This window comes from Chrysosporum bergii ANA360D (genome assembly GCF_029891735.1).
GTDB classification, from domain to species: domain Bacteria; phylum Cyanobacteriota; class Cyanobacteriia; order Cyanobacteriales; family Nostocaceae; genus Umezakia; species Umezakia bergii.
The window spans coordinates 43,031-66,749 of record NZ_JANQDH010000058.1 but is presented as its reverse complement, the minus strand read 5'-3'; the positions used below and the strand labels follow the sequence as shown (position 1 = coordinate 66,749).

The window sequence follows — 23,719 nt, the reverse complement described above, 5'->3', positions numbered from 1 at the left end:
CCTTAGAAACTAACCTAACCATTGACCACATAATCCCCCTAGCCCGTGGTGGTCAAAACGATATCAGTAATTTACAAACCCTCTGCTTTACTTGCAATCAACGCAAAACAGATAAACTTGACTTTCGATTCCGGCGACATTTTCAGGGTTAGGTATGAATTACCTGGATTACAAGATACCTTTCAACTAGGTGCTACAGTTTGCTATTCTGGCTTATCTCTAGCTCAGTTGGTGTTTAAGAAATGCTATATGATCAATGGTAAATACCCCATTAGAGATTTAAATGAGGATAGAACCTTTAAATTTTAGCATCAGCAAGGAGGATAAGACAATGACAACAAAGCTTACTATGTCTTCACTTTATGCTAAACTCTCCAAACTTGGCTTTAACCAAGACTACGTAAGAAACAACGGGTTACCAAGTTGGTGGAATGATGAACTCAACGATAAACCTATTGCTGTTTTAGAAGGGGCTGGTTATATTGCTGATAACCTTAATCTTGACTTAAAATCCTTGCTGGAAGAAGAGAAAATCAGGTTTAATCCCCTCCCTGTCACTAAGTTTAAGCAGCATAACAGTAAAAATAACGATTATCCTTATGTAGGTCAAGCTTTAGTTAGTCGTGTAGCTGAGTTAATTGCTTGCAGTACCGAGGTAAATTTTACATCTTTACCTACCAATGTAAAGGAAATTCGGGCAGAAATTTTAACAAATAATACAACAGTTAATTTAATTTCCCAACTTAAATATTGTTGGAGTAAGGGAATAATTGTTGGTTGTTTTAATAATTTCCCTCAAAAAATAAAGAAGTTTGCAGGGTTAATTCAATGGCAATTTGATTCTCCTATAATCATTCTCAGTTCAAATCATAAACACTCTGCTAGATTCGCTTTTGACTTAGCGCATGAATTAGGTCATTTAGCATTAGGACACTTAAAAGAAGGGATTTGGGTTGATGAAAAAATAGAGTTTGGTTGCAATGATGATGATGAATGTCAAGCCAATAAATTTGCTACTCACTTATTATTAGGTGACTGTGATGATTGTTTGGGGAATAAAAAAATTAAAGATGCTGATCACCTTTGTAATTACGTTGTTAATACCATTATTCCCCAATATCCAGGAGTTGAAGCAGAAGCGGTAATTCTAAACTATGGATGGCATAATAAAGACTATTTTCCTTTATCAATGAAAGCTTTAAATAAGTTAGATTGTCCTATTAATGGTCGAGAGATTATTAATGAATATTTAGCTGAGAAATTAGACTGGGATAAGTTTAATGATGAAAGTTATGAGTATTTAGAGAAAGTCTTAGGAGTTTAATTTTGTCAGGGTCATTTTATTTTTTAGATAACGATATCATTCTTAAACTTGTCACTTTTAATTTATTTGATAATACCCTAATAAGTTTTAGTATTGATACAAATCAAGTAAAAATACTTGATACATTTAAATATAAATTTGGCAATCCAATTAAACGTAACAGAGGCAAGCAAGTAATTAATGTCTCTCAAGAAAATATAGAAAAAGCATTACAAATTACTAAAGATTTTATAACTATTTCAGACACAAATTTTGATTTTGATATGGACAGAGAGATTTTTACTAAACTGTGGGACTATTTTACTAAACTAAATAACGCTAGTGAGACCAGCAAAAATATTAATAAAAATAAAGACAAAGGAGAAGCAATTTTAATTAGTCATATTTGCTATCTTAGCCAACAAGGTCATCGCAATAATTATTTATTAACAAGTGATAAAAACTGTTTAAGAGCTTTAAATAATTCTGGTTTTACTGATCTTATTGAACATCTGAATGGTAAAGTATGGTGTTTAGAGCAGTTGATTTTAAAGTATATTGAAGAATTTGGTTTTGATATAATACAACCTAAAATTTACCCTGTTCGAGATTGTGATATGAATATAAAAATGATATTTGGCTATAGTATCCAAGAACTAGAAGGCGCAGTAAAAGAAAGTTTGGAAAAAGAAATTGCAGGATTAAGACAAGACACTTGTAACTTACTTTATCCTTATCCCAACTTTTAGTTACTAAACACTCTATCTTGAAGGTAAAGCCACCCCACACCCAGGGCTATTTCATCCCTTCCTACCCCTGGGGTAAGTCATCTGTTTTGATGGTTGGGAGATTTTAACTTATACTTATTGCTATTTTTGGGGTGATGTTGGGGAACTATTAAAATAAACGTATTGAATAATTAACAGTTAGGGTATTTTATGGGACTGGGTGAGGCTGACACGAGAGTTAAGTTAATAGATCCAATTTTGCATGACCGGGGGTGGACGGAAGATTATATTAAAAGAGAGGAAACACCGGGAAGTATTGAGATTATTGACCATGAATCACCTAAACGCAGTCGGGGAAGAGTTGATTATACTTTACGGTTAAAGGTGAGGAAAGATACTCAGCCCGTGGCTGTTGCACTGATTGAAGCCAAAGCCGAGGATATACCACCAACTCAAGGGCTGGAACAGGTGAAGCGTTATGCTCAAGGGTTAAATGTAAAGTTTGTTTTTTCTAGCAATGGTCATTTATATGTGGAGTATGACAGATTTACTGGTATTACTACTCAAGCTCTACCTTTAAGACAATTTCCTACCCCTGAAGAATTAAGAAGGCGTTATCAGCAGGGGATGGGGTTTGATTTAGTGGAAGAGGTGGCTAAACCGTTGATTACTCCCTACAAAAATGGGGAAAGTGAAAGACGTTATTACCAAGATGCTGCTATTAGAGCAGCTTTTGAAAAAATAGCTCGTTGTGAGAAGTTGAATCTACCCAAGCGGGTTTTATTGTCTTTGGCTACGGGGGCTGGAAAGACTTTTATCGCTGGTAATCTTTTACGACGGGTGGCTGATGCTGGACAGTTAAGACGGGCTTTATTTGTCTGTGATAGAGATGAGTTGCGTATCCAAGCCACAGGAGCTTTACAAGTATTATTTGGTGGGGATGCAGCCACGGTTGAAGGAAAAGACGCGAAGAAAAATGCTCGGGTTTTAATTGCTACTTATCAAACTTTGGATGTTAGCAAAGAAGAAGATACCGCTAATTTTTTAACTCAAAATTATCCGGTTAATTATTTTAGTCATATTATTATTGATGAGTGTCATCGGTCTGCTTGGGGGAAATGGTCACAGGTTTTAACTCGCAATCCTGATGCTGTACAAATTGGCTTAACGGCGACTCCAAGACAGTTGGTAGGTTTAGAAGATACCCCAGCAGCGCAACAAGATGCGGCTATTAATGCTGATAATTTGCGCTATTTTGGCGAACCTGTGTATGAGTATGATATTGGACAAGGAATTGAAGATGGCTATTTAGCTGCTTGTGAAATTATTACTAGTGAAATAAATATTGATAAGGATTGTTTGACTATTGATGAAATTATGGCACGTAATCCGAGAAATGCCATTACTGGTCAACCTGTGACTAGAGATGAGTTAGAGGAAGAGTATAAAAATAAAACTTATGAAAATAAAATTCTTTTACCTGATAGAGTAATTGCTATGTGTGAGGATTTGTTTAAGTATCTGTTAGCTACTGGCAGTCCTGAACAAAAAACAATTATTTTCTGTGTCCGGGATAGACACGCTGACGATGTGGCGGCACAATTAAATAATCTTTATGCCCAATGGTGTCAACAGGAAGGTAAACAGCCTTTAGAGAATTATGCTTTTAAATGTACTGCTAAGTCATCGGGAAATGATTATTTACCAGATTTAAAGGGGTCAAGTCGTTCTCATTTTATTGCTACTACTGTTGATTTGTTGACAACTGGTGTGGATGTCCCCTGGTTAGAAAATATTGTTTTTTTTCGTTATCTTGAGTCACCAATTACTTTTTATCAAATGGTGGGAAGAGGAACTAGGTTAAATGTTTCTACTAATAAAATGATGTTTCGGGTGTATGACTATACTAATGCTACTAGATTATTTGGAGAGGAATTTTTAACTAAAATTAGCCGCAAGTCGCCGAATAAATCAACACCTGTTAATCCCCAACCGAAAAAAGCAGTTCTTAGCGTTGTTGTTGAAGGGTTTGATGTGAATATTACCCCGGAGGGGCGCTATACTTTGACTAATGCAGATGGTAAAGGTGTGCGGCTTCCTGTGGAAGAATACAGGGAACTGTTAACGCAAAGGTTGGTGACATAAGTACCAAAGGTTGATGAATTTCGGGCTGTGTGGGTGAATCCAAAAGAACGCCGCAAGTTGTTAAACTCGCTACCAGGTGGGGAGAGTTCTGTTTTGAGGTGGCGGGAGTTGGAATCTTTACAGGATTGTGATTTATATGATGTGTTGGGGGAGTTGGGGTACAGTTTAATACGACAAACAAGGGTAAACCGGGCAGAAGCTTTTACTTATAACCAGCTTCTCTGGTTAAATGATATGCCGGAAGTGTCAGCAGCTACGGTTAAGGCTTTGGTGAGACAGTTTGTCAAGGCGGGAACTGATGGCTTAGAAAATTCTAAGTTGTTTCAAACTCCAGAGGTGACGACAGCCGGGGGACTGGAGGCGCTGAGGTTGTTGGGTAAGCCTGCTGATGTTTTGCTAGATGTTAAGGTGAGGTTGTTTGCGGCGTGATGGATACTGATGTGAAGAAACGGGAGGGGGTTGATAAAAAGCTTCCTGATGGGTGGAAGTGGGTAAAGTTGGGGGATGTATGTAATGAAATCTATCGCTATCCATCATTTTACGGGATGGAGCATCTCCTCAGTGGTGTTCCTGTTATCAGAGGCGAACACCTTGACGACGAAGGTAAAATTTCAACCGATTGGAGTCAGTATTGGTTTGTTAGTCCTGAAATATCAAATAAATTTCCTCGTACAATTTTGGCAGAAGGAGACATAGTTTTTACGGTTAGAGGAACAATTGGAAAAGTTGGAATCGTTAGAAAATCTCATATTGGTTCTCAAATTTCTCCAAATTTAATAAAAATTTCATCAGCTAATTATGTTGATTCTTTTTATCTTTGGTATTACCTCAAAAGTATTCAAGGAACTAAAGATAAAGTCAAGGACAATGCAGTTACAGTTGCCACAGTAAAAGCTGAAGATTTAGAAAATCTTAAAATCCCTCTCCCCCCACTGGCTGAACAAAAGCGAATTGCTGCAATATTAAATGAGCAGATGGAAGCAGTTGACAAGGCGAGGAAGGCGACAGAAGCACAGTTAGACGCTGCTAAACAACTACCCGCCGCTTACCTTCGTGCTGTGTTCAATAGTCCAGAAGCTCAGAAGTGGGAGAGGAAGACATTAAGAGAGATATGCACTGGTGATGGACAGTATGGAACATCAGAACTTGCCACATCAGAAAACATAGGGTTGCCAATACTAAGAATGGGTAACTTATCTGAAGGAAAAATAACTTGGAATAATTTGAAATATATTCAACTCCCCAATTCAGATGAAGAAAAATATAAATTACAAAAAGGCGATATTATTTTTAACAGAACTAATAGTGCAGAATTAGTTGGTAAAACTGCTGTATTTGATGATTCACGCGATGCTGTATTTGCTTCATATTTAATTCGATTTAAAGTTATTGAAACAATAGCCAATCCTAATTATGTATCAGTTTATATAAACTCATCTCATGGACGGCGCTTTATAGAAGCAAATATGGCTCGCGCAATAGGACAGGTTAATATAAGTGCTTCAACTATGCACAAAATGCCTATTCCTCTACCAGCATTAAATCAACAAGAAAAAATATCTCAAACTTTATCTAACAAAATGCAATCTATTGACAAACTTAGATGTTCCCTAGAATCTCAACTTGAAGCAATAAACCAACTCCCAGCCGCTATTATGCGTCAAGCCTTTAACGGCAAACTGTAACCTGTAACCTGTATAAAACTAATGCCAAATGCCCAAAAGTAAATCATTTGCAGAAAATTATCCCCATCTTACCCGCTTTGTGGAAGAAATAGGCTGGATAGAAATAGGAGAGAGCGAATATATTAACTCTTTTGTCAGAGCTTATGATTTAGGTGGTACTGTCTATGAAGGAAAGCCCAACTATTCTAGTTTAGAAGCTGCATTCCAGGATTTAGAAGCAGGTATCAAAAAATATTTAGAAGAGAACGGAATTTAATTTATATCTAATGGCTAAAACACAAACTAACGGTAAAAACGGGAAAAACTTTTCTACCCAACAGGGACTAAATAGCTACATCAAAAGCATTTGTGATATTATGCGCCGTTCTAACTGTGCGGGTGCATTACAATACGTCCCCGAATTAAGTTGGATATTGTTTCTGCGGATTTTGGATGAATTAGAAGAACGAGAAGCAGAAGAAGCAGAAGCTGTGGGTGATAGTTTTACGCCATCGCTGCAACCTCCTTACCGTTGGCGGGACTGGGCTGCACCCCAAGGGTTGACGCGGTTACAATTCCAGATGGGGGGGACATTGGGCGGGTTTATGTCATTCGTTAACAATGAATTAATACGCCATCTGCGGGAATTAAAAGACCAGCCCACTGCTACGCCTAGACAAAAAATTATTAGTGAAGTTTTATCAGCAACAGAAAAGGTCAGGTTAGATACTGAAACTAATTTGCTTGATGTTTTAGATAAAGTCCATGAAATTAGTGTCAATTCTGTAGACACTACCCACATCTTCCACATCTCCCAAATTTATGAAGGCTTGCTGCTGAAAATGGGAGAAAAAAATAATGATGGTGGACAGTTTTTTACTCCCCGTGAAATTATTCGGGTTATGGTAGAAGCTTTAAATCCACAAGTGGGTCAAACTGTTTATGATCCTTCTTGCGGAACGGGTGGTTTTTTAGCCCAAAGTTATGAATATATGCGCTCATGTTTGGGGAATGATATTACAGGTGAACAGTTGGAAACTCTAAAATTACGCACCTTCTACGGACGGGAAAAAGAAAACCTCATCTTCCCCATTGCTTTGGCTAATTTAATGTTACATGGCATTGACCAGCCCAATTTATGGCATGGTAATACTTTAACGAAGGGTGCAACCTACGCTGATTTATTTTTGACTGCACCGCCTTTATTTGATGTTATTCTTACTAATCCTCCTTTTGGTGGGAAGGAACATAAAACAGTCCAAGCACAGTTTACCTTTAAAACCAGTGCTACCCAAGTTTTATTTTTACAACACGTAATTGATAGTTTAAAACTTGGTGGTCACTGTGGCATTATTTTAGATGAGGGGGTGCTGTTCCGCACTAATGAAACTGCTTTTGTTCAAACTAAACGCAAGTTATTAAATGACTGTAACTTGTGGTGTATTGTTAGTTTACCTCCTGGGACATTTGTAGCTGCGGGCGGGGGTGTTAAGGCCAATATTCTGTTTTTTACTCGCGGTCAGGTGACAGAAAAAATTTGGTATTATGATTTATCTGATGTGAAGGTGACAAAACGTCAACCTTTGACCCGCAAGCATTTTGATGAGTTTTTAGCATTGCTACCAGAACGCAAAGACAGTGCAAGAAGTTGGACTGTGACTCGTGCTGAAATTGAAGCAAAAAATTATGATTTAAAGGCGGTTAATCCTAATATTGAGGTTGAGGAAGATAATCGCACCCCAGAAGATTTGTTAAGTTTTATTGAGGAAAAAGCGCAGGAAGTAGCAGCAGCGTTGGCGGTGTTGCAAAGGTGACAGGATACCGTTATGTAAGCTCTCTTACTTCTCAGACATCCTCTTAGATTGGGATCTGTTAGCATTATTGAACATACAAGACATAAAAATGTTAAAGATATTTTTGTAATTACCATTTCCACAGAGGACATTTAACCATGAGACCACAACCCATACCCCCACAACCAGGACAAGAATCTGTTTGGGATTATCCCCGTCCCGCCGTTCTACAAGATACAGACAAACACCTAAAAGTCATTTGCAATGGTATTGTTTTAGCAGAAACCACCAGAGGAAAAAGGGTTTTAGAGACTAGTCATCCTCCCGCCTATTACTTCCCCCCAGAAGACATTAAACTAGAATATCTAGTGGAAACACCTAGAAAAAATCTCTGTGAATGGAAGGGAGCATATGAATATTATGATGTCCACATCGGTGATTCCCTGAAAAAGTATGCAGCTTGGCGATACTTTGATCCAACTCCTAATTTTCTGCCCATTCAAGAATATTATGGTTTTATTGCCGCTTTAATGGATGCTTGTTATGTTAATGATGAGCTAGTAACACCCCAAGCCGGTGATTTTTACGGAGGATGGATAACTGCGGATATTGTCGGACCTTTTAAAGGTGGTCCCGGTACTTGGGGATGGTAAATGTAGAATTTAATCTGTTTTTTCGGGAGTAGCACTTTTTAGATGTTCAAAAAAACGGGACATCCAAGGTTGACTGGCGAGAATCGCCGCTAAAACCGCTATAAACAAGGAAAGGGCTAAAATTTGTTCGCGAGGGATTTCCAGTACCCCACGTAAAATCACTTCTCGCAATGCTGATACAATGGTAATTTCTACGGCTGCGCCTACAGAAATACGTTCCTCTTGTAAATAATCAATTAACAGTCGAAATAATTCCACTAAAATTAAAATGAATAGTATATCAGATGTGACTTCCCGTAAGTCTAAAGGATGGAGAAATGAGTAAAACATATCTCCTAATCTCAGCAGCATGACACCAAACAACCCCAAGCATAGAGAAATAACAATGAAGTCTTGAAAAATTTCTAAATTCCTGACAATTCTGGATCGTTTAAACCAACTTGTTATTTCTGTAACTACCCGGTATGACATAGTAACTCCAGATATTTTAGTTTTTTCTACCTTGATCATAGGCAATTCAGAATTTTAAAAGTTATCTACAATAACTTTTTCAGATTAACCTATGCGGTATCCAAAATTCAGAAATGTTGATGGTGATAAGGACTGAAACCAGGACCATAGGTTGCTAACAAATTTTGAGGTGAAAGAGCAACTTCTGGTTGACCAGTACAAACAACAGTTTGATTAAGGCAAAGAACGCGATCGCAATGACGGCTTACCATATCAATATCATGGGAAACCTGCAACACTGTCCAACCTTCTTCCCGTTTTAATTCATTTAACAAAGCGTAAAAATCGCTTGTACCTTGGACATCAACCCCAGCAAAAGCTTCATCTAATACCAAGAGTTTTCGAGGTCTAACTAAACAATAAGCCAGCAATACCCGCTTCAACTGACCACCGCTCAGAGTTCCAATAGCTTGATCTTGAAGATGATCAGCATCTGTTCGCCGCAAAGCCTCTGCTATTGCTACTGATTTTCTCTTATCCCTTTTCCACAGATGGGGAAACCATGAATTATGATTTTTGTTTTCATTTACCCATCCTAGTCCCACTAACTCACCTACAGAAATGGGAAAACTGCGGTCAAAAATAAAATTTTGTGGCATATAACCCAAACAGTGGCGTAAATGTCCTAACTTAGTAATTGAACGACCAAAAATCTCAACTTTTCCGCCACTATGGGGAATCAAATCTAAAATCGCTTTAACTAACGTACTTTTACCCGCGCCGTTGGGACCAACAATAGCTGTATCTGTTCCTGGGAATAATTCAAAGGTAACATCTCGAACAGCCAAATAACTGCCTTGATAAACATTTAAACCTTCTACCTTTAAAATGGGAAATATCATCACTACCGGACTATAGATAATTAATAACAAAAGACCACATAAACAAAAACTCTAATTACTTACACCCCGCCTCTATACTTTGTAAATTAGTTTTCATAACTTTAAAGTAATACTCTGGTTTTATCTCCTCAGTAGCAGATTCTAAAGAATCCAAATTACGCACAGTTAGCTTTAAATCTTCAGCAAGACTGGTTAATAATTTATTATCTACTCCTGGTTCGCTAAATAAAGCTTTAGCCTGATATTTTTTCACAGCCTTAACAGTTCTTTGTACATCTGTTGGGGAAAGTTGGTCTTCAGGAATTTGCACTACAGCAACCTGTTTAAGATTATAGCGTTTAGCCAGATATGGAAAAGCGTCATGAAAAGTGATGAAGGTACAGTTAGGAGTTTTTTGCAGAGTTTGTTGAAATTCTCCATGTAAATTATCTAATTCTTGAATATAAGCCGCAGCATTAGCCTCATAGGCGGTTGTATTAGCTGGGTCAGCAGCAATTAATCCATTCCGAATATTTGTTACTTGCTGTTTTGCTAAAACTGGATCTAACCAAACGTGAGGATTTCCCTCACCATGATCATGTTCATGATCATGTCCGTCGCTATCTCCCTTTTCTGTTACTGTTTTATCAACCGGGGAAATTTCCTCTAAAATTTTAATACCTTGACTCGCATCAATTTTAACTAAATTAGGATTTTCAGCATTTTTAATAGTATTGTCTAAAAATTCTTCTAATCCCAAACCATTTTTTACTAAAATTCTAGCTTGAGAAATTGCTTTCACATCATCCGGCTTTGATTGATAATCATGCACCTCCGTAGTTGGTGGTACAATAATTGATACATCTGCCACATCTCCAGCCACAGCCTTAGTAAACAAATACATTGGCAAAATTGTGGACACAACCTGAGTTTTTTCTACTACTTCCTGTGGTTGGGGTGTCTGATTGCTGGTTGAATTGGTATTTGATTGGTTACAACCCCCAGAACCTGACAAAGTGAGTACAGCCATTAAAAGCAGACTAAATCGGTTTTTTCCTGGAACAACCCCAAAAATCATAATTTTTCCCCTGTAACTGTACTTGGGTCAATTAGTTTATTGACAACCCAAGTAGTTTATTTTTATAGAATAATTATCATTCTCACACATTATTTAAGTTTTTCATGTATATAAGAGCAGTTGTAATAATTCTTTACATTTCTTAAAAAACTAGGCAAAACTAGTTTTTAACTTGCAATAAGCTGTTACGCATTTAATTTGTATAACCCTAGGGAAGTGATAGCATTTATTAAACACGTGAGATACAAATGTAAATGATCGTCTTCTAACACAAGCATCCTGCTTGTTAATGATGTACCTCACTAAGCAGCGAAAACCGCTATAAATACAGATTATTGGACTTAGCTGCACAACAGCTTATGAGAATAATTATTAAACTAATGTTAATATTTTCCTACAGCTTTGATAAACAAGGTAGTGTCGAGAACACGATGAGTGATTGCAATTAAATATCAATAAGTCTCAAAAAGTAGATGAAAAAATTATGGAAATACCTACTGGTTAGCCCAGTATGTGGTGTTACTATGCTCTTGTATACCGGGGGAATACCCAACACATCAGGTCAGGTAATCGCACAAGTTACCTCAGTTTCTCAGTTATCCGATGTGCAACCTACTGATTGGGCTTTTCAAGCATTACAATCATTGGTAGAACGTTACGGTTGTGTTGCAGGTTATCCAAATCGGACTTATCGCGGTAATCGAGCATTAACTAGATATGAATTTGCAGCCGGTTTAAATGCTTGTCTGGATCGGGTTAATGAACTAATTGCTACCGCCACCAGTGATGTGCTGACCCAACAAGATTTAAGCACATTACAAAGACTGCAAGAGGAGTTTTCCGCAGAACTGGCAACATTACGGGGGCGGTTAGATGCAGTAGAAGCACGGACATCTGAATTAGAAGTAAATCGTTTTTCTACCACAACCAAACTAGAAGGAGAAGTGGTAGCAGTAATTAGTGATGTTTTGGGAGGTAATCAAAGCATCATAAACAAGAATACAACCTTGGCAGCGCGGACACGGGTTGAGTTTGTCACCAGTTTTACAGGTAGAGATACCCTATTTACTAGAATCGCCGCTAATAATATTTTTAGCCCTAACATTGGTACACCAGAAGGGAACTTAGCCTTTGCTGGTGAGAGTGGAACTACCAATGCTGAGGTAGACGCGCTGTTTTATGAATTTCCCCTAGGTGCAAAAACACAGGTAATCGCCATTGCCAATGCGGGTGCAGCAGATGACATCACTAATACAGTTAATATATTTGATGGTGATGGTAGTACTGGTGCTTTATCTACCTTTGGTACTCGTAACCCAATTTATAACCAGATGGATGGTACTGGGCTGGGAATAACCCACCAATTCAGTGATAAATTAGCCCTCAGCTTGGGTTATTTAACTAGCACACCCAATGACCCGGCTGCTAAGAGTGGTTTGTTTGATGGTGCTTACGGTGCTTTGGCGCAATTGACCCTGACCCCAAGCGATCGCATTACCGTAGGCTTAACTTATATCAATTCCTACAGACAACCATTAGCTACAGGTAGTAATAATGCCACCTTTGATTTAGATGGTGCGGCTTTCTCCAGCAATTCCTACGGTATCCAAGCATCCCTGGGTATCAGTGAAAAACTTGTCTTAGGTGGTTGGGCGGGATACACCAATAGCCGCAACTTAACAGGGGTACGGGGAAAAGCGGAGGTTTGGAATTATGCTCTTACCTTGGGCTTTCCCGACTTGGGAAAAAAAGGTAACCTAGCTGGAATTATTGCTGGTGTAGAACCTAGGGTCACAACTTCCACCATTCCAGGGGTGAATAAAGATCATAATACTTCCTATCACCTTGAGGCTTTCTACCAGTATCAGATTAATGAGAACATTACCATTACCCCTGGTGTAATCTGGCTAACATCTCCAGACCATGACGATAATAACAATGATGCGGTCATTGGTGCTATCAGAACTAGATTTAGTTTTTAAGATTTAGTTTTTAAACTTCTTCTGCTCAGGTAGTCGAAGTATCAGGACACAAAAAAGACCAGCTTCTCACCACTGGCCTGAAATACTTTTTTCCGCGTTGTCTTCTCAATGGAGTTAAAACCAAGTTGCGCGTTCCCAAAATCGACGGGCAACCTTTCTTAACAATACTGTAACACTCCACACAGTTTTTTGATTAAAATCCACAAAAAAAGATATAACCCAACCGAGGGAACCTCTATCTTGAAGAATAAATTTACAATATTCTCATCAGTGACTGGGGCTGTCCCCACAGGATACGCTCTTGCTTGTAAATTGCTATACCTGGTTTAGCTCCCTTGGGCTTGTAAACGTGTTTGGGCTGGGTGTAAACTACAGGTACTTGTTCACTCTGACGCGCACGACTGTAGTAAGCCGCGAGATTAGCCACAAATTGTAAATCTGCTGCTTCTGGAACCGCACCCGGTTCTAAACGTAGCAAGACATGACTACCTGGGATTTCCTGGGCGTGAAACCACAAATCATAATCTCCCGCCACACGAAAACTCAATTGGTCATTTTGGCGATTGTTGCGACCGATTAAAACTTCAAAGTTGTTGGGGGTACGATAACGATAAAAGTTGGTGCTGGCTGTTTCGCTGGAACTTCCACTGCGGTATCCTGAATCTTCTAAATATTTTTGCCCAATTAATTCGTCGCGGATTTCTTCTAAAGCCTGTAAATCTGCTGCTGTTTGGTAATTTTCTATTTGGGCGATGGCTGCTTCTACCTGTTCCAAATAACTAATTTCTGACTGGACATCCAAAAGCAACGGTTCCACAGCAGCACGAGCGCGTTTAAGTTTTTGGTGCTGTTTATAAAGGCGTTGGGCGTTTTGAACCGCGTTTTTATCTGGTTCCAGGGCGATGGCTACGGGCTGATCTGTTTCAAAATCACGCAGGATAATTTCTTTCATTCCTGGTTGCCATTTTTGCAGGTTTGACATCAACAAATCAGCCTTTGCTCGGTATTCATCGGCTTGATCTGATTGCTGCAAGCGCTGAGAAAAGGTCTCAGCTTTATTGCGTAATTTTACTAAAATGTTATCTAATTTCTGACTTAACTGATGCCGTAGCTGAGTAAACCCCTGCTGACTTAACTGGTCTGTGTAGTATTTGTAAAGTAGGGTTTGAATGTCTTTTTCTGGTGCAACTGCGCCCCAACCCATAACAGTATATCCATTTGCTGTCCAGGCTGGTTGAAACTTACTCAACTTTAAAGCTTGTAACCATTCTTGCCATCGTGTAAATAGTTGTTCCCATTCGTGGGGCTTCAGGTTTTCTGTGGTAGTTTCAGGGAGTAAATTAGCAGCCAGTAACATAGATTCTACCAGTGCAGAACTCAAACCGCTATAACTTTTTAATAACTGACGCTTAATTGTTCCCGGTACTAAGCTGATGCGTTCTTGCCAGCGTTCTAAACTTTCATTCAAACTGGGGACAGGTCCGGTCAGCTTTGGTGGAGTTTCATAAGGCTGTCCGGTTTGGATGGGACGCACGCTGGATTGATGCTGACTAACTTGATGGGCAGCTGTAATAATTATATTGTTAGCATCGGTGAGAATAGCATTACTATATTTACCCATTACCTCCACATATATATGATATAGTGCCTCCTCTCCGGGACGACGGGCAAATTGCAAATTGACAACACGCTCCCAAGGGGCGATCGCCCCCATATCCACCAAAGCCAAACCACCCAATTGATGTACTAATTGTTGGCTAAATGTAAAAGTGTCCGGTAGTCTTGGGGGTGGTTCCCCCGTACAAATGCGCGCCCCTTGGGGATGCCAAGAAATCTCTAGCCAATCCCTTTGTTTCAGAGTGCGTAAAGCTACTGCGATAGTATAGCGATCGCGTTGATAAACTTGTTCTAATCGAGATGGCAGCCAGTAAGCGCGTAGTTCGCTACAAGCAGCAGTCAAAGTAGTATAGTCTACTGGTTGCACAACAGTTAAAATCACCTATTACTTACTGAACTAATGCTGGTTCTTTCACCTTTTCCTGCCGAATTTGTCCGTAAAGTTCACTTAATCGAGTGGCTACCCCATCCCAACTAAATTTACTTTCCACGTGTTTTTTACCAGCTTGACCTAATTTTTCTCCCCATTGTGGGTTTAACAAAACCCGGTCAATAGCAGCTGCAAAAGCCGCTACATCTTGGGGAGGGACCAATAAACCTGTGACTTCAGGAATCACAGTAAACTGAAGTCCACCCACATTACTAGCTACTACAGGTGTACCACTAGCCATAGCCTCAATAGCCACCAGTCCAAAAGGTTCATAGTGACTAGGAACCACACAAACATCAGCAGCAGCGTAATAAGCCGGCAGTATTTCCTGAGTCAGGCGACCCGGGAGTGTGGTAAATTCATTCATCCCCAATTCATTGATGATCTGCTCAATGCGCTGGCGCTCCATACCATCACTATTTCCCGGTGTGCTACCACCTGCAATAATTAATTTGAGGTTTTTATCCCCAAGTAATTGGGATTGATTAACCGCACGCACCAGAGTTTCTATTCCTTTACGTCCGTCAAAACGTCCCACATAGAAAATCAGTTTAGTTTCGGGTTTAATTCCCAACTCTAATCTAGCAGCTTGGCGGTCAACAGCACCAAATTGGCGAATATCTGTACCACAGGGAATAATCTCTATCTTACCTTGAGTGGAAAGGAGCGATCGCATATGCTGCTTTTCTTGGGGACTTGTAGCTACAATGCGTTCTGCCGTTTCTAATACTTCCTTTTCCACTGCTAATCGCTGACTAGCAATTGTAGGAATTATTCCCATGGTATTGTACTTAACCGCCCCCAGAGAATGATAGGTATGAATCTGGCGAGTACCTTGGATTTTCTTTAGTTGCATCCCCACCCAGCTAGAATGCCAGTAATTAGTGTGAACTAGCTGATACTTGATATTATTCTCTATTTGGAATTGAAGTAAATTATGCAAAAATTCCGGCATATATGCCAACAGATCATCTCTACGCACAAACTTAACTGGACCTGCTGCTAACCGAATAGTGCGGCAATTTTCCCTCATTTCCACCATGGTATCTTGCTCCACGCTCACTTTGCGGGTAAATATATCAACTTGCCAGCCCAGCTTTGCCAGTGCTTCACCCACATTCCGCACATAAACATTTTGCCCACCAGCGTCTTCCTTCCCAATTTCAACGGTCGGATCTCCATGAACAGAAATTAAGGCAATACATTTGTCGCTAGTAGGGTTCATAGTTTGTGTGTTACTCAGGTAGGGGTGTATGTTGACAGACTCACTGACAGACCACAGCAACCTAGTCGCTCACCGTCTGTTTAATGGGGAAGGCGATTAAAATCGCCAACGGCTAACCCCCATGTCTGAAGCCAGTAGCTCTGCTCGCCGTTGATATTTCAGTCAAAGTTTTGCCGCGCGCGTATACAGCACTTTTCAGAAACTTTAATTAATCTTCATTTTAATTTAATTATGTACAAAAAAATTTTTTTTCTTGGCCATCACATACCCAACCTTGAGAAATCCTCAAAACCCTGTTCCCGGTTGTCCAATAAAAAAGCGATGGACATTCTTGGTATTGGGGATTTTACCAAGAGTTGCCATCGCAGTGACAAAAGTGGCTGAATCAGCACTGCACTGAATCATCAGGAAAACCGATAATCCCCACAGACTCAATTCGTAGTTTGCGCCGCTAGCATTTGCTTGAGTTTTTCCAACTCAGAAGCCCAGCGTGGATCTGGACGAATTGCATCTGAGTCACCAGTTGTGGTGGTAGTTTCCTTCGCACCACCACCGCCGCCACGCCGGGACTTTTTACCGCTTTTCTCACGACGACCGCCTTCTTTTTGTAGAGTAGGTGCGGGTTGCGTAGGAGCGGGAGTAGCAGCTTTAGGGGCTTGCTCCTCGCCCTCTTCACCTTTGGTCCGGGGTAGTGCTTTCTCTAGCTTGATAGGACTTTCTTTGAACAAATGACCATTATATTTTTCAATAATTTGATCAGCTTGTTCATCATTGTTGACAGTGAGAAAACCGAAACCACGACACTTACCAGTTTTGCGGTCTTTAATTAGTTTTGTAGTTACAGCATCGCCTTCTTCGGCAAAAACTGCCTGCAAATCTTGACGATCTATTTCTTCTTTTGGCAAATTGCCTATATACAGGCGAACAGACATGAATTATACCTCCAAATTAGAACGAACATGGCAAGGCAAGAAAACAAATACTTGGCTTTGGCTATTAAATAGATGCTGTTGACCAAGACTGCCGTAAACCAAAATTTTTACTCCTAACTTTCAACCTCTACAATACAGTTTTTAGTTGGGATAAAGCTTGTTTAATACAAAGGTGCATACGACGACTAGCAAATACTACCTTAATTGTAAGAATCGTAAATTTATCAGCCTTGGCTTGTTAAAGTAAATATCTTCTTTGATAATCTCGCCCGCAGAATAAATACCATTACCTACATTACCACGGTATTATCTACGTAGCTGGTTCAGAACATACATTTTTAACTGTTTTATTCATATATCGTAGCATCAAATACATTTTTTCTCTCACAAAATTTGATCAGAAACAAAAACCAGCCATCGGCTGGTGATTTAGCTGCTGTATGGGGAGGGTAAAAGGCATAAATTTGCATAAACCGGCTAAATCTGGGTAACTAGACTATATTGCTGAGTTAATTGGGCTTTAGGAAAGTATGTAAATAAATGTAACACTCATTGATGAAAACAGCAACTTAAACTTTTATTTACATTAGCATGATTGATTACACAGCAATACTAACCCGTCAGAAAAATGTATGCTCCCCAAGCCTGTGCAGCAACCGCCACAGCAGTAGACCAAATAGCATGAGGGCTATAAATGGTTTTACCAGTTTGAGTTTGCACGGTGTGAATATCAATCCAGGGTGTTGCTCCCCGACGGAACCAGCCCGTAACTATAATTTGCCGACCAATGAAATCTTGAGGATTGACCGACTGTCCCAAAGAAATGTGATGTAATTTCACTAATCCTGTGCCACATTGTAGGATTAAATCCTGTCCTAAACAATTGCCAGCACCCCGGCGACCCAATAGCTTACCGACTAGCTGCACACTAATACCATCAATAGGAAGAGCAGATGGATGAGCTAAGAGATGGGGTAGGCTTTGCTCATTGCCCACATTAGTGGTCTTGATGTCTGGGAAAAATGAGTTCATTCGGCACACCATACCGATGCTAAAGCCAATGAGTAGGGAACCTATGACAAATTTCCCATCATCATATATCCATTTTAAGTTTAATAACCTCAAGGTAAATGCAGTTTGCCAAGTTAACCAGATTAAACCCGCAAATACACAACCTAGGGGAATGCCCACAAAGGGTGCAATATGTAATAGGAAGGACTGAAACTTCACTTGGGCTGTTTGTTGCCTGGTAAGATGTATTTCAGGGTCGATGTGCCATTGGCGAGCAATTTGACTAAGACGCTGGATGCGATCGCCCATGAGAGGATGGCTATTATTAATGGCAAACCAACGGCCATAGGGATGACAAGTATCCCACATCAATATAGATTCAAAGGGCATTTGACCGGCTATACTACCCAAGCAAACACTCTGCTGATAACCTACCGGTAGTAATAAGTTTAAACTTTCTAATTGCCAACTGGTTTGTTCTGTTTTTTGGATGTCAACAGCTATTCCCACAGCCATTTTCAGTAAAGCACGTGTCAGAGCATTAGGATTACCTGTAATTTCTGTACTGTAGATATCACTATAGTAATGCCGCACCCGGGACAGCCATAAACTAATACCTGTTAGCAAACACCAGAACCCATAAACAACACTGGCTAAAATAGTTATTGGTTTATACCAAATCCCCTCCGATTGACGGTTGCCCCATATTGATATTTGCTGATATAAGTGATAAATGGGTAGTGACAGCAGCAACACCAGAGACATTACCGCCAGGTTCCATTGGGCAATATGCCCTAATTGGGCAGCATAGATGGTGGCAATTTCATCTTCTGCTAGTTGCTCCAATAGTCCCTCACTGACCACAATCCGGGCATTACGGGCAAGATTACCATATGTTAGAGCTATTGGTGCTGGTATGGGCAAGATTCTTAATTTAGGTATGTGCCAGCTTCGCTGTTGGCTATAACGTTTTAGTACTCTGATGGTTTCCCGACTGTGATTATGTAAAACATCTTTAGACAGTTCTCCCTGCCCATAATATTTAGTTAATAACCAATCTAGCAGCCAGGGTGATAGTCCCATCATTAACAATACAAACATCAATACAAATGAGGCGGGATTGAGGTATAGAAACTGTAATGGCTCTAAATATGGTAGTTGAACCAAGGTATAGTTAATGATTCCACTGATTATTTTAACTACCGCCGTCAATACCCAATATAAGGCAGCAAGTGTGCCCAGTGCCAGTAAATCCAAGGGAATGGAATTAGGCTTTTTTAGGGGCTGCCATACTTTGGCGCGTTTTCCTTGTCGCCAATAAATACTGGATGATGGGGTGGGAATATCAGCACTCCATTTATTTGGTGTATGGCTGCTGGGTGTGACTGTTTTATTCCCGTACTTAACTGATGATACAACAGTATTCATTAAACCAACCGATGGTACAGTAGTTTCTGGCGCTGTTTTTTTTGGTTGGTGTTGTGATGGGGAGTTAACTCTTCCGGCACTTTTGGCTTTACTACTTTTTTGGCTTTGTGTCAAGTGGGTCAGAGCAAGTTTAGCCCATTCTTTAACTTGTGTATTCTCACTTTCTGTGAGTGTTTGACACAAAACGGTGGCTTTGCGAATTTGTCCAGTGCGCGCATAAGCCATGACTAAACCAACCCGGGCTTGTAAGTTGGTAGTAGGATTTTCTTGACTACTAGCTACGGGGGTAAGTTTAGCGATGGCTAATGGGTAATTTCCTTGTTTGAGGGCAACTAAACCGGCCTCTAAAGACAATTCGGCATTTGTTGGCATAGGGTCTTGTAGAGAAGGCATAGATTTTTTCGTATGGAATGTCTACTAATGATCCACTGTGGTAATACTCGAAACAAAAGCGCGAATCTTTCATGTGGTCATCAATTCCACCCGGTTAGTCTATAAGCGAAAATTATTCTTTGGCTGGTTGTTGACCAGAATACACCGGGGCGATCGCGCTTAATTTCAACTCTGGATGATCCGCCTGCAACTGTTGACAATTCCATTCATTGCGGAAGAGTAAAACTGGCCGTCCCATGTTATCTTTGACTGTAGTGGTGTTAAAAACACGCCCCACTTGATGCAAGGCCTCCCAACCACCTTCAACCCACCTGGCGACACTGTAGGGCAGTACTTCTAGTATGGTTTCCACACCATACTCATTTTGCAACCGAAACTGCACCACTTCAAATTGCAGCTGACCTACTGCGGCCATTATAGGGTCACGTTTGGCTTCATCTGTGGAATACATGATTTGGACTGCTCCTTCTTCTCGCAATTCGGAAATGCCTTTTTGAAATTGCTTAAATTTGGAAGGGTTGGGATTTCTCAGAGTGGCAAACAATTCTGGGGAAAAATAAGGTATTCCTTCATACTCCAGTTTTTGTCCTGTGTAAATAGTGTCACCAATGGCAAATACTCCGGGATTGTTTAAACCAATTACGTCTCCTGGATAAGCTATGTCTATAGATTCTCGTTCTTGGGCAAATAGTTTTTGCGGGCGAGATAGGCGGACTACTTTGCCAGTCCGAGCATGGTTGACTGTCATATCCTTTTCAAATTTTCCTGTGCAAACCCGGACAAACGCCACGCGATCGCGGTGCTTCGGGTCCATATTTGCCTGTAGTTTGAAAACAAAACCAGAAAATTCGGGATAGGTCGGGGGTATTTCACCCACGCTGCTGTTATGAGCTACTGGCTTGAGGGCGTATTTGAGAAAGTATTTAAGGAATAATTCTACCCCAAAGTTGGTCATGGCGCTCCCAAAAAACACAGGAGTCATTTGGCCTTGATGCACTAGGTTTAAATCCAGTTCCGGTCCAACTCCTTCTAATAGTTCTAGATCATTTTTCAGTTGGTGGTACAGGTCTTCCGCCAGCAGTTCCTCAATTTTGGCATTACCTAACTCTACAGTGGTCTCCCTAGCCTCCCGGCTCCCGTGGGCGTTGCGTTCAAATAGGTGAATTTTTCGCTCCTGACGGTCAAATACTCCTTTAAAGCGATCGCCCATACCAATCGGCCAGTTCACCGCATAGGTTTGTAAACCCAACTCCTGCTCTATTTCATCCAACAGTTCTAGGGCTTCCCTTCCCGGACGGTCAAGTTTATTAACAAATGTAAATATTGGCAGTCCTTTTAATTTACATACTTCAAATAATTTTCTGGTTTGGGGTTCCAAGCCCTTAGCTACATCAATCAGCATAACTGCATTATCAGCAGCAGCTAGGGTGCGATATGTATCTTCACTAAAATCTTGGTGACCGGGTGTGTCTAATAAATTTATTTGACAGTTTTGGTAAGCAAACTGTAACACTGTAGATGTAATAGAAATCCCCCGTTGTTGTTCCATCGCCATCCAATCTGAAGTGGCTTTGCGCTGCGCTCTACGGGCTTTAACAGCCCCGGCTTCGTGAATAGCTCCTCCGTATAGCAGTAGTTTTTCTGTCAGAGTAGTTTTGCCCGCGTCGGGGTGAGAAATAATGGCAAAGTTCCGACGCAGTTCAACTGCTTGAAGCAGTTCCGTCTCAATTTCAGTTGACATATACTTGATTTTTTTCCTTATTGTATTACTTAACTTATTTTAATTTTTCCTCCTAAAAAAGGAAGCGCGATTGGCTTGGCTTGTACCGTTACCAACCGCTATTGTATCCTTCACCAGCTTCTGGGTAGAAAAGTTATTTAATTAAGTGTAACTCCCGCCAAATTTAAAATTGGCACAATCAAATCTTCCCGCTTCACAGCCATCATGTGTACACCTTGGCATAATTGTCTGGCAACTTGCACCTGTTCCGCCGCGATTTTCATTCCTTCCTCAATGGGATCTTTTGCTTGAGCCAACCTATCAATAATGTGTTGAGGTATATTGACACCAGGAACACATCTATTGATAAACAGAGCATTCTTAGCTGATTTCAACAGAAAAATTCCCGCCAAAATCGGCTTATTATAACCACCAGCCACAGTATCCATAAACTTTTCCATGCGTTCAAAGTCTGTAATCATCTGAGTTTGGAAAAACTGCGCTCCTGCTTCAATTTTCCGCTCAAATCGCTTTTGCAAACCTGACCAACTAGGAGACTGTGGATCTACCGCAGCACCGGCAAATAAATCTGTCCCCCCATCTGTAAAAGGCTTTTCATTATCATCAACACCTTGATTCATCTTGCGAATTAGTTGCAGCAGTCGCACAGATTCAAAATCAAACACGCCTTTAGCGTGGGGGTGATCACCTACTTTCACCGGATCACCAGTTAAGGCTAAAATATTGCGAATGCCTAAAGCATTAGCACCCATCAAATCAGCTTGTAAGGCAATTCGATTGCGATCGCGGCAAGCAAACTGACAAATCGGTTCAATACCTTCTTGCAGCAACAGAACAGACGCAGCCAAAGAAGACATCCGCAATACAGCGCGGCTACCATCGGTAATATTGACAGCATGAACCCTCCCCTTAAGGGTCGCCGCCATTGAAATCATGTGTGTAACATCTGCCCCCTTGGGAGGTGCTACCTCAGCAGTAACTAAAAATTCGCCCCTTTGGGCGGCGTGACGAAAGGAATTTAAAACCGTGGTATTTTGCGTATCCTGCATAACATTCATGTTTCTATTTCTTTTCAGGCTATAACGAATTAAGCCCAAAAGGGAAACATTCATGCAGGCAAAGTGTAACCCAAAGCAGTTTTTACCTGTGTCAAAGTTTGATTAGCAATAACCTCGGCTTTCTCCCGTCCTTCCCGCAAAACCGACTGGAGGTAAGTTTGATCTGCCATGATGTCCTGATATTTTTCCTGTATGGGTTTTAAAGCATTAATTGTTGTTTCCGTCAATAACGGCTTAAACTGTCCCCATCCCATATCTTGACATTCCGCGGCCACCTCTTCTTTCTTTTTTCCCGATAGCAACATATACAATGTTAACAGATTGTTACACTCTGGACGCTCTGGATCACCGAAAGTTAGACCCCGAATCGGGTCAGTTTTACACCGCTTAATCTTATTAGCAATTTGCTCTGGCGTATCAAGTATATTAATTCGGCTTAAATCCGATGGGTCAGACTTGGACATTTTACGCGTACCATCAGCCAAACTCATCACCCTCGCCCCTGCTTCACGAATTAAAGCCGATGGTAACTTAATTACTGGCTGATCAGGCTTACCAAATTGATGATTAAATCGGTTAACAATATCCCTGGTCAATTCCAGGTGTTGTTTTTGGTCTTCACCCACTGGCACTTTATCAGCCTGATACAGCAAAATATCAGCAGCCATCAGCACAGGATAGTCCAACAACCCCACATTGACATTTTCACCTTGCTTAACAGCCTTCTCCTTAAACTGAATCATGTCTTCCAACCAGTTTAAAGGTGTAATGCAATTAAACAGCCAAGTCAGTTCACTGTGGGCAGAGACGTGAGACTGCACAAAAATAGTAGAGTGATTTAAATCCAAACCACAGGCCAGATAAAGCGCCACCAGGGTATAAGTATCAGAAGCTAACCTTTTGGGGTCGTGTGGTACTGTAATGGCGTGCAAATCAGCCACAAACAGGTAATTTTCGTATTCACTCTGACTTTCTACCCAGTTGCGAATGGCTCCTAGGTAGTTACCTAGATGGTAATTGCCTGTTGGTTGAACCCCAGAAAGAACACGCTGCTTACCCATAAATTTACACTTAATTAATATTGAATCCGGTCTATGTAAGGTTGCGGTTACAAAACTCATTTAATTTTGACACATTCCACGATAAATTTCTCAATAAGTAGGTAGAATCTGGAAAAAAATTACCCTTCATCGGCGTTGGGCATTAT

General features: G+C 40.4%; 20 protein-coding genes. 10 read left to right on the top strand and 10 right to left on the bottom strand.

Annotated features, from left to right (window positions below):
• From NWP17_RS09410 to NWP17_RS09370, 9 genes are all read left to right on the top strand, one after another.
• Nucleotides 1-152: HNH endonuclease (locus NWP17_RS09410; protein ID WP_280654652.1), on the top strand; the 152-nt coding region annotated here is incomplete at its 5' end.
• Between the two features lie 179 nt (nt 153-331).
• Complete coding sequence (locus tag NWP17_RS09405) at nt 332-1,324, top strand: ImmA/IrrE family metallo-endopeptidase (RefSeq protein WP_280654646.1); 993 nt, start codon at nt 332-334, stop codon at nt 1,322-1,324.
• A 2-nt stretch (nt 1,325-1,326) separates the two neighbouring features.
• Nucleotides 1,327-2,052 carry a hypothetical protein gene (locus NWP17_RS09400; RefSeq protein WP_280654645.1) on the top strand — a complete coding sequence of 242 codons (726 nt, stop codon included), beginning with the start codon at nt 1,327-1,329 and terminating at the stop codon, nt 2,050-2,052.
• A 189-nt stretch (nt 2,053-2,241) separates the two neighbouring features.
• Nucleotides 2,242-4,176, top strand: coding sequence for a DEAD/DEAH box helicase family protein (locus tag NWP17_RS09395; RefSeq protein WP_280654644.1), 1,935 nt, complete (start codon nt 2,242-2,244; stop codon nt 4,174-4,176).
• A gap of 33 nt (nt 4,177-4,209) precedes the next feature.
• The gene (locus NWP17_RS09390; RefSeq protein WP_280654643.1) at nt 4,210-4,605 is read left to right on the top strand and encodes a hypothetical protein; all 396 of its coding nucleotides are present in this window, start codon (nt 4,210-4,212) and stop codon (nt 4,603-4,605) included.
• The gene (locus tag NWP17_RS09385; protein WP_280654651.1) at nt 4,605-5,861 is read left to right on the top strand and encodes a restriction endonuclease subunit S; all 1,257 of its coding nucleotides are present in this window, start codon (nt 4,605-4,607) and stop codon (nt 5,859-5,861) included. Before NWP17_RS09390 ends, NWP17_RS09385 begins: the two co-directional genes overlap by 1 nt.
• A 28-nt stretch (nt 5,862-5,889) precedes the next feature.
• Entirely contained in the window at nt 5,890-6,117 is a 228-nt protein-coding gene (locus NWP17_RS09380) for a hypothetical protein (protein ID WP_280654642.1), read from the top strand.
• A gap of 10 nt (nt 6,118-6,127) precedes the next feature.
• A complete protein-coding gene (locus tag NWP17_RS09375) occupies nt 6,128-7,654 on the top strand; it encodes a class I SAM-dependent DNA methyltransferase (protein WP_280654641.1) in 1,527 nt (508 codons plus the stop codon).
• 137 nt (nt 7,655-7,791) lie between these two features.
• Nucleotides 7,792-8,286 carry a DUF427 domain-containing protein gene (locus NWP17_RS09370; RefSeq protein ID WP_280654640.1) on the top strand — a complete coding sequence of 165 codons (495 nt, stop codon included), beginning with the start codon at nt 7,792-7,794 and terminating at the stop codon, nt 8,284-8,286.
• A gap of 9 nt (nt 8,287-8,295) precedes the next feature.
• On the opposite strand, the gene NWP17_RS09365 is transcribed toward NWP17_RS09370, so the two are convergent.
• The 3 genes from NWP17_RS09365 to NWP17_RS09355 form a co-directional block, all read right to left on the bottom strand.
• Complete coding sequence (locus tag NWP17_RS09365; protein WP_280654650.1) at nt 8,296-8,757, bottom strand: phosphate-starvation-inducible PsiE family protein; 462 nt, start codon at nt 8,755-8,757, stop codon at nt 8,296-8,298.
• 107 nt (nt 8,758-8,864) lie between these two features.
• Nucleotides 8,865-9,638: a metal ABC transporter ATP-binding protein gene (locus NWP17_RS09360; protein ID WP_280654639.1), complete on the bottom strand. Its 774-nt coding sequence runs from the start codon at nt 9,636-9,638 to the stop codon at nt 8,865-8,867.
• A gap of 55 nt (nt 9,639-9,693) precedes the next feature.
• On the bottom strand, nt 9,694-10,695 hold the full coding sequence (locus NWP17_RS09355) for a metal ABC transporter substrate-binding protein (RefSeq protein ID WP_280654638.1): 1,002 nt from the start codon (nt 10,693-10,695) through the stop codon (nt 9,694-9,696).
• Between the two features lie 473 nt (nt 10,696-11,168).
• On the opposite strand from NWP17_RS09355, the gene NWP17_RS09350 reads away from it, so the two are divergent.
• Entirely contained in the window at nt 11,169-12,677 is a 1,509-nt protein-coding gene (locus NWP17_RS09350; RefSeq protein ID WP_280654637.1) for an iron uptake porin, read from the top strand.
• A 253-nt stretch (nt 12,678-12,930) separates the two neighbouring features.
• On the opposite strand, the gene NWP17_RS09345 is transcribed toward NWP17_RS09350, so the two are convergent.
• The 7 genes from NWP17_RS09345 to trpS form a co-directional block, all read right to left on the bottom strand.
• Nucleotides 12,931-14,661: an Rqc2 family fibronectin-binding protein gene (locus tag NWP17_RS09345; RefSeq protein WP_280654649.1), complete on the bottom strand. Its 1,731-nt coding sequence runs from the start codon at nt 14,659-14,661 to the stop codon at nt 12,931-12,933.
• A gap of 22 nt (nt 14,662-14,683) precedes the next feature.
• Nucleotides 14,684-15,949: a glycosyltransferase family 4 protein gene (locus tag NWP17_RS09340; protein ID WP_280654636.1), complete on the bottom strand. Its 1,266-nt coding sequence runs from the start codon at nt 15,947-15,949 to the stop codon at nt 14,684-14,686.
• A gap of 431 nt (nt 15,950-16,380) precedes the next feature.
• Nucleotides 16,381-16,881: an RNA recognition motif domain-containing protein gene (locus NWP17_RS09335; RefSeq protein WP_280654635.1), complete on the bottom strand. Its 501-nt coding sequence runs from the start codon at nt 16,879-16,881 to the stop codon at nt 16,381-16,383.
• 612 nt (nt 16,882-17,493) lie between these two features.
• Complete coding sequence (locus NWP17_RS09330) at nt 17,494-19,692, bottom strand: M48 family metallopeptidase (protein WP_280654648.1); 2,199 nt, start codon at nt 19,690-19,692, stop codon at nt 17,494-17,496.
• Nucleotides 19,693-19,825: 133 nt separating this feature from the next.
• On the bottom strand, nt 19,826-21,454 hold the full coding sequence (gene prfC, locus NWP17_RS09325; protein WP_280654634.1) for a peptide chain release factor 3: 1,629 nt from the start codon (nt 21,452-21,454) through the stop codon (nt 19,826-19,828).
• Nucleotides 21,455-21,591: 137 nt separating this feature from the next.
• On the bottom strand, nt 21,592-22,503 hold the full coding sequence (locus tag NWP17_RS09320; RefSeq protein ID WP_280654647.1) for a methylenetetrahydrofolate reductase: 912 nt from the start codon (nt 22,501-22,503) through the stop codon (nt 21,592-21,594).
• Nucleotides 22,504-22,562: 59 nt separating this feature from the next.
• On the bottom strand, nt 22,563-23,573 hold the full coding sequence (trpS, locus tag NWP17_RS09315; protein WP_280654633.1) for a tryptophan--tRNA ligase: 1,011 nt from the start codon (nt 23,571-23,573) through the stop codon (nt 22,563-22,565).
• Nucleotides 23,574-23,719 lie beyond the last annotated feature (146 nt).

Bases quoted from the DNA above. Each gene is read 5' to 3' on its own strand.
- NWP17_RS09320 (WP_280654647.1), bottom strand. From the start codon at position 22,503: ATGCAGGATACGCAAAATACCACGGTTTTAAATTCCTTTCGTCACGCC.
- NWP17_RS09335 (WP_280654635.1), bottom strand. From the start codon at position 16,881: ATGTCTGTTCGCCTGTATATAGGCAATTTGCCAAAAGAAGAAATAGAT.
- NWP17_RS09340 (WP_280654636.1), bottom strand. From the start codon at position 15,949: ATGAACCCTACTAGCGACAAATGTATTGCCTTAATTTCTGTTCATGGA.
- NWP17_RS09365 (WP_280654650.1), bottom strand. From the start codon at position 8,757: ATGTCATACCGGGTAGTTACAGAAATAACAAGTTGGTTTAAACGATCC.
- prfC (WP_280654634.1), bottom strand. From the start codon at position 21,454: ATGTCAACTGAAATTGAGACGGAACTGCTTCAAGCAGTTGAACTGCGT.
- trpS (WP_280654633.1), bottom strand. From the start codon at position 23,573: ATGGGTAAGCAGCGTGTTCTTTCTGGGGTTCAACCAACAGGCAATTAC.
- NWP17_RS09380 (WP_280654642.1), top strand. From the start codon at position 5,890: ATGCCCAAAAGTAAATCATTTGCAGAAAATTATCCCCATCTTACCCGC.
- NWP17_RS09385 (WP_280654651.1), top strand. From the start codon at position 4,605: ATGGATACTGATGTGAAGAAACGGGAGGGGGTTGATAAAAAGCTTCCT.
- NWP17_RS09355 (WP_280654638.1), bottom strand. From the start codon at position 10,695: ATGATTTTTGGGGTTGTTCCAGGAAAAAACCGATTTAGTCTGCTTTTA.
- NWP17_RS09375 (WP_280654641.1), top strand. From the start codon at position 6,128: ATGGCTAAAACACAAACTAACGGTAAAAACGGGAAAAACTTTTCTACC.
- NWP17_RS09370 (WP_280654640.1), top strand. From the start codon at position 7,792: ATGAGACCACAACCCATACCCCCACAACCAGGACAAGAATCTGTTTGG.
- NWP17_RS09330 (WP_280654648.1), bottom strand. From the start codon at position 19,692: ATGCCAACAAATGCCGAATTGTCTTTAGAGGCCGGTTTAGTTGCCCTC.
- NWP17_RS09395 (WP_280654644.1), top strand. From the start codon at position 2,242: ATGGGACTGGGTGAGGCTGACACGAGAGTTAAGTTAATAGATCCAATT.
- NWP17_RS09405 (WP_280654646.1), top strand. From the start codon at position 332: ATGACAACAAAGCTTACTATGTCTTCACTTTATGCTAAACTCTCCAAA.
- NWP17_RS09360 (WP_280654639.1), bottom strand. From the start codon at position 9,638: ATGATATTTCCCATTTTAAAGGTAGAAGGTTTAAATGTTTATCAAGGC.
- NWP17_RS09350 (WP_280654637.1), top strand. From the start codon at position 11,169: ATGAAAAAATTATGGAAATACCTACTGGTTAGCCCAGTATGTGGTGTT.